This is a genomic window from Spirochaetota bacterium, assembly GCA_004297825.1.
GTDB lineage: Bacteria > Spirochaetota > UBA4802 > UBA4802 > UBA5368 > FW300-bin19.
The window spans coordinates 22,447-28,892 of record SCSX01000027.1 but is presented as its reverse complement, the minus strand read 5'-3'; the positions used below and the strand labels follow the sequence as shown (position 1 = coordinate 28,892).

Annotated in this window: 5 protein-coding genes; all 5 read right to left on the bottom strand. The window is 64.9% G+C overall.

What is annotated here, in order from left to right; all coding sequences use genetic code 11:
* Window positions 1–232, bottom strand: a 232-nt coding sequence (locus tag EPN93_05555; protein ID TAL37750.1) for an FAD-dependent oxidoreductase, incomplete at its 3' end; no start/stop codon positions are given.
* Between the two features lie 152 nt (window positions 233–384).
* Window positions 385–1,641 (bottom strand): 2-oxoglutarate dehydrogenase complex dihydrolipoyllysine-residue succinyltransferase, encoded by a 1,257-nt coding sequence (gene odhB / locus EPN93_05550; GenBank protein ID TAL37749.1) that lies wholly within the window; start codon window positions 1,639–1,641, stop codon window positions 385–387.
* Window positions 1,638–4,361, bottom strand: a complete 2,724-nt coding sequence (locus tag EPN93_05545; GenBank protein TAL37748.1) for a 2-oxoglutarate dehydrogenase E1 component — start codon at window positions 4,359–4,361, stop codon at window positions 1,638–1,640. Before EPN93_05545 ends, odhB begins: the two co-directional genes overlap by 4 nt.
* Before the next feature lie 52 nt (window positions 4,362–4,413).
* On the bottom strand, window positions 4,414–5,277 hold the full coding sequence (gene sucD / locus EPN93_05540) for a succinate--CoA ligase subunit alpha (GenBank protein TAL37747.1): 864 nt from the start codon (window positions 5,275–5,277) through the stop codon (window positions 4,414–4,416).
* A 2-nt stretch (window positions 5,278–5,279) separates the two neighbouring features.
* On the bottom strand, window positions 5,280–6,419 hold the full coding sequence (locus EPN93_05535) for an ADP-forming succinate--CoA ligase subunit beta (GenBank protein TAL37746.1): 1,140 nt from the start codon (window positions 6,417–6,419) through the stop codon (window positions 5,280–5,282).
* Window positions 6,420–6,446: the final 27 nt, after the last annotated feature.

Below are 6,446 nucleotides of genomic sequence, written 5' to 3'. Positions count from 1 at the left end.
GGTCGAACAGGGCATCCTGTTCGACCGCCCCGTGCGCCGCGGCCGCGTAGAATTCGGTCGTGTCCAGCAGCGCCTTCGCCGGGATGCACCCCACGTTGAGGCATGTGCCGCCTAACGAGGAATCCTTCTCCACGAGCGCGGTCGTAAGTCCCAGCTGCGCCGCACGGATCGCCGCCGTGTAGCCCCCCGGCCCCGACCCGATCACGACGACATCAAACGCGTTACCCGCCACCACCTCACCCCCGTCCCCTCTCCCGCGGGAGAGGGGTGCGTAGTAGAATGCTCATTGCCGTTCCTGAGTCTTCATTCTCAACCTCGTGCAAGCCTTTGTCCTCAACCCCCTTCTCCCCTTGGGAGAAGGGGGCAGGGGGATGAGGTCGTTTCTTAAATATATAAAAGAATCCTCTCCGGGTCCTCAATATATTCCTTGATGCGCACGAGAAAGCGCACCGCGTCGCGGCCGTCGATAAGCCGGTGGTCGTAGGTGAGCGCCACGTACATCATGGGCTTGATCTTCACCTCGCCGCGGACCGCGATGGGGCGCTCCTGCACCGCGTGCATGCCCAGTATCGCCGATTGCGGGTGGTTGGGGATGGGCGTCGACATGAGCGAGCCGAAGATTCCGCCGTTGGTGATGGAGAAGGTGCCGCCCTGCAGCTCCGCCAGGAGTATCTTCTTGTTCTTCGCGCGGGCGGCGAGGTCCGCGATTTTTTTTTCGATATCGGCGAAGCCCATCGCGTCGGCGTTGCGGATTATGGGCACGATAAGCCCGCGGTCCGTGGAAACCGCGACCCCTATGTCGTAAAAATCGTGGTAGACGATCTCCTCTCCCTCGATTCGCGCGTTCACGACGGGAAACTCCCTGAGCGCCTCGACCGCGGCCTTCACGAAGAAGGACATGAAGCCCAGCTTGATGCCGTACTTTTTCTCGAAGTCCTCCTGGTGTTTTTTGCGAAGCTCGATCACGAGCTCCATGTTGATCTCGTTGAAGGTGGTCAGGTGCGCGGCCTCCCGGCGCGCCGCGACCAGGTGCGTGGCGATCGATTTGCGGATGGGCGAAAGGGCCTCCCTTCTCGTCCCGCCCGGCGTGCCCCTGCTCACCGCGTCCGTCGCGCGCGGTGCGTCCTCACGATCCCGCATAACGGGTTTTTCACCGGCGGCCTCGAGCACGTCGCCCTTCGTGAGCCTTCCGTCCTTTCCCGTTCCCCTGACCGCGGACAGGTCGACTTCGTTCTCGGCGGCGACGCGGCGTACCGCGGGGGAAAGGGGACCGGGGGATTCCTTCGCGGGCTCTTCCGGTGCCGGCGCCTTTGACGGCTTCTCTTTCATTTTTTCGGGGGCCGATGCGCGTGGTCCCGGAGCGGACGAGGCTTCGTCCCGGACGGTTGCCGATTTCCCCGAAGCGGCCGCGGTGTCGATCATCGCCACCACCTGACCGATCTTCACCTTGGAGCCCTCTTCCACGAGGATCTCGAGCACGCCCGCGAACGGCGAGGGCACGGTGACACTCGCCTTCTCGGTCTCGAACTCGTAGAGGTCCTCGTCCAGCTCCACGTGCTCGCCCTGGGCCTTGTACCAGGTCATGAGCATCCCCTCGACGATGGACTCTCCCACCGACGGAATCCTGACTTCCTCTTTCATTTTTTCAACCCGCCCGCTTTTTTGAAGCCGCCCGTCGCGGCCGCCACGATCGCCTGCTGCTCTTCCCGGTGCAGCCTGAGCGAGCCCGCCGCCGGGCTCGCGCTCGCCTCGCGCCCAATGTAGCCCAGCCTGATCCCGGGAAAATGAATGTCGAAATGCTCCCTTATAAAGCGCCAGGCGCCCCGGTTGCGCGGCTCCTCCTGGACCCAGTAATACTCTGTCGCCTCGGCATATTTTTCGAGCGCGGCGCCTATCTCCTTTTCCGGGAAGGGGTAGAGCTGCTCGACGCGCACGATCCCCGTGCCGCCGCGGTCGCCATCCTCCAGGCCGGAGAGCAGGTCGTAATAGACTTTTCCCGTGCAGAACAGGAGCCTCGCGATTCCCAGGCCGGGGGCGTCCTCTATCGTCCGCTGGAATCGGCCCCCGCTCAAATCCCCGATGGGAGAAACCGCGCGCGGGTCGCGGAGCAGGCTCTTGGGCGTCATGACCACAAGCGGCCTCTGGTCCGGGTTTTTCTTCTGTAAACGGAGCAGGTGAAAATACTGCGCGGGCGTGGTCGGGTACGCGACCCGGATGTTTTCGGAGGCGCACAGGGAGAGGTAGCGCTCAAGGTAGGCGTTGGAATGCTCGGGGCCCATCCCCTCGTAGCCGTGCGGCAGGAGCATCACCAGGCCGTTGCGCACGCTCCACTTCGCGCGCGCGGCGGTGATGTAGTTGTCGATCATGACCTGCGCCCCGTTCGCGAAATCGCCGAACTGCGCCTCCCAGATCACGAGCGCGTCCCGGCGGGCGAGCGCGTACCCGTATTCGAACCCCAGCACCGAGTACTCGGACAGGGGACTGTTGTAGACCGTGAACTCGGCCGGCTCCCTGGCCAGCCCCGCGAGCGGGATATAATGACAGCAGTTCTCGTGCTCCTCCTCCCACCACACGAGGTGGCGCTGCGAGAAGGTTCCGCGCTCGCTGTCCTGGCCGGAGAGGCGTATGGGCACGCCCTCCGCGAGCAGGGTGCCAAACGCGAGCGCCTCGGCCATGCCCCAGTCAAGGAGACCCTCCTCCCGGAAGCGCGTCCTGTTGTTCTCGATGATTTTCCCCAGGCGGGGGTGTATGTCGAACTCGGGCGGCACCGCGGTAAGGATACCGGCCTGCTCGCGGAGGATCGTCTCGTCCACGGCGGTCCCGTACCCGGAAGCGGGCTCCACGCTTACGAAGCCGGGGTCCGCGGCCGTGTCCGCCTTATTCCTGCGCTCATCGTCCAGGGCCGCGGCGAGCGCGCCCCGGTACTCCGCGCGCATCCGCGAGAACTCCCCTTCCGCGACAATGCCGCTCTCGATGCATCTTTCAAGGTAGAGCGCGGTCACGCCCTTATGGTCCTTGATGAGCTCGTACATGTGCGGCTGGGTGAACGAGGGCTCGTCCCCCTCGTTGTGGCCGTAGCGGCGGTAGCAGTACATGTCCACCACGACGTCGCGATGGAATTCCCGCCGGTACTCGAGCGCGAGCCGCATTACATGCAGGACCGCCTCGGGGTCGTCGCCGTTCACGTGGAATATGGGGACCGGTATCATCTTCGCGATGTCGGTGGGATGGAGCCCCGAGCGGCCGCCCTCGGGCGAGGTGGTGTAGCCGATCTGGTTGTTCACGACGATGTGTATCGTCCCCCCCGTCGTGTAGCCCTTCAGCATGGAGAGGTTGAAGGTCTCGGCGACGACGCCCTGAGCGGAGAACGAGGCGTCCCCGTGCAGGAGCACCGGCATGACGCGCTCCCCCCGCCAGTCGCGCATTTTGTCCTGCAGTCCGCGCGCGTTCCCCTCGACGACGGCGTCCACCGATTCGAGGTGGCTGGAGTTGGGCAGCAGCGTGATGTTCACGGAGGTCCCGTCCTCGTTCACGTGCCGGGCGGCGTAGCCGATATGGTAGCGCACGTCGCCGCTGCCGCCCCTGACGCCCGGCACGAAATTCTCCTCGAACATGTAGAAGATATCCTCCGGCGACTGGTCGAGTATCTGGTTCAGGATGGAGAGCCTTCCGCGGTGGCTCGTTCCCAGGACGATCTCCTCGATGCCGAAGCGGTGGGCGCTGTCGGCCAGGTAGTGCAGCGCGGGGATGAGCGAATCCGCCCCCTGGATGGAGAAGCGCTTCTGTCCCAGGAAGGTGCGGTGCAGGAAGGTCTCCATCTCCTCGGTCTTCATGAGGTCGTCCAGGATCGTGCGCCGCTGCTCGCGCGAAAGGAGCGTCGTGTTCCCGCTCGACTCGATCTTGCCGATGAGCCACGCGCGTATCTTCTTGTTCCGGATGTGCAGGAATTCGACACCCACCGAGGAGCAGTAGGTGCGCGTGAACCTCTTCAAGATTTCCCTGAGCGGGAGCGGGCCCCCCACGTACCTCCCGCCGTAGAACGGCGCGTCGAGGTCGGCGGCCGTGAGCCCGAACTCCTCGGGGACCAGCCGGTGGTAGGTTTCCTCCTGGAACTCGGGGAGGCGCGAAAACTCCCGGAAATACGCGCGCCCCAGCGGGTTCAGGTTCGCATAAAGGTAACCTATGTCGCGGTACGCCCACAGAAGGCTGTCGACGCGTCCCTGCCGGAATTCGGCGCCCTCGGGCGGGACCGCGCCCGCGTGCGATTCCGCATAACGTTCGGGAAGGTTTGCGAGGGCGCGCTCGATGTCCCCTTCTCCCGCGAGCAATTCCTCCAGGTACTCGTAGCTGTTTCCGTGCATGGCGCTCCTTCGCTGTCGGTTCGAACGGCGCTCCCGGGCCGTTCCTTACGGGTTATGCGCCCCTGAGCGCGTCCGGGATCTGGTCGGGCCTGTCCACGACGGGAACGCCTATGTCCATGAACGCGCGCGTCTTCGATTCGGCGGTTTCGTCGCTGCCGGAGATGATCGCGCCCGCGTGTCCCATCCGCCTTCCCGGCGGGGCCGTGCGCCCGGAGATGAACACCGCCGCTTTCTTGGAAAAATTTCTGCTCATGTACGCGGCGGCCTCGCCCTCCTCGCCGCCGCCTATCTCGCCGATAAGCACGACGCTCTCGGTGCCGGGATCGCGCTGGAACATCTCCAGGAGCTCCGCGAACCCGGTCCCGATCACCGGGTCGCCCCCGATCCCGACGCAGGTGGACTGTCCCATCCCGCTCTTCGTGAGGTTGTACACCACCTCGTAGGTGAGCGTGCCGCTCCGTGAGATTACGCCCACCGGCCCGCCCTTGTGGATGTGCGCGGGCATGATCCCGATCTTGCATTTTCCCGGCGATATGAGCCCGGGACAGTTGGGGCCGATAAGCCTCTTGTTCCGGGAGCGCGCGAAATGGTAATTCGCGATCATCTCCTGAACGGGGATTCCTTCCGTGATGCACACGATGAGCTCGACGGGGCTCTCGGCGGCCTCGCGTATCGCCGCGGTCGCGAATTTCGCCGGGACGAAGATCACGGACGCGTTCGCGCCCGTTTCCCGCGCCGCCTGTGCCATCGTCTCGAAAACGGGGATCGAGTCTATCTGCGCCCCGCCCTTTCCCGGCGTGACCCCTCCCACGACCTTCGTGCCGTATTCGCGCATGGCGCGCGCGTGGAAGCTCCCGTCGCGCCCAGTGATCCCCTGAACGATGACCCTGGTGTTCTCGTCTATCAATATGCTCATTGTTACCGCCCGGTCCTTGCCGCCTCGATGACGCGCTGCACGGCCTCGCTCAGGTCGTTGTACGCGTGGAAGCCCGCGTCCACAAGCATTGCGCGGCCCAGCTCCTCGTTCGTGCCGATGAGGCGTATCACGAACGGGACCGGTATCTCGATCTTCTCCCGCGCGAGGATCACCCCCTTCGCGATATCGTCGCAGCGCGTGATGCCGCCGAATATATTCATGAGGATGGCCTTGATGTTCCGGTTGCGCAGGAGTATGCCCAGCGCGTCCACTACCTTTTGCGGATTGGAGCTTCCCCCCACGTCCAGGAAATTCGCGGGCCGCTCGCCGAAATGCTTGATGAGGTCCATTGTGGCCATCGCGAGCCCCGCGCCGTTCACCATGCAGCCTATGCTTCCGTCCAGCCCCACGAGGCTGAGTCCCGCGGCCTGCGCGTCGAGCTCGTCGTCGCCGTATTCCTCGCGGTTGCGCAGGCTCACGAGCTCGGGGTGCTTGGCGAGTGCGTTGTCGTCTATCACGATCTTCGCGTCGACCGCCAGGAGCTCGCCCCCGCCGGTGCGCACGAGCGGATTCACCTCGACCAGGGAACAGTCCTTCTCGGTGAAGAGGGCGTACAGCTTCCGCACGATCGACACGGCATCGTCGAGCAACCCCTCCCCGGGGAACGACGGTCCCAATCCCGCGCGCACCGCCGCCTCGTCTATTCCCCCGAACGGGTCGATGGGGATGCGCGCGATCCTGTCCGTGCTCGTGCGCGCGACCTCCTCGATATCGATCCCGCCCGCCGCGCTGAACACGATCTCGGCGCGCCGCGCGTTCCGGTTGACCACGATGCCAAGGTAGTACTCGTGCGCGATGTCGGCGGCTTCCGAGACAAGCACCTTTTCCACCCGCATGCCTTCGATCTCCATGGAGAGGATGCGCGCCGCCTGGGCGCGCGCCTCCTCGGGCGAGCGGACCAGCTTCACCCCGCCCGCCTTGCCGCGCCCGCCCGCGAGCACCTGCGCCTTGATTACGCTCGTGCCGCCCATCCGCTCCGTGATCGCGGCCGCGGTGTCGGGATCCCGCGTGAGCTCGTCGCGCGGGACCGGAATGCCGTGGGCCCGCAGGAGACCCCTTGCCTGGTATTCGAAGAGTTTCATTCCACGCTCCCTACTATTCAAAATAGT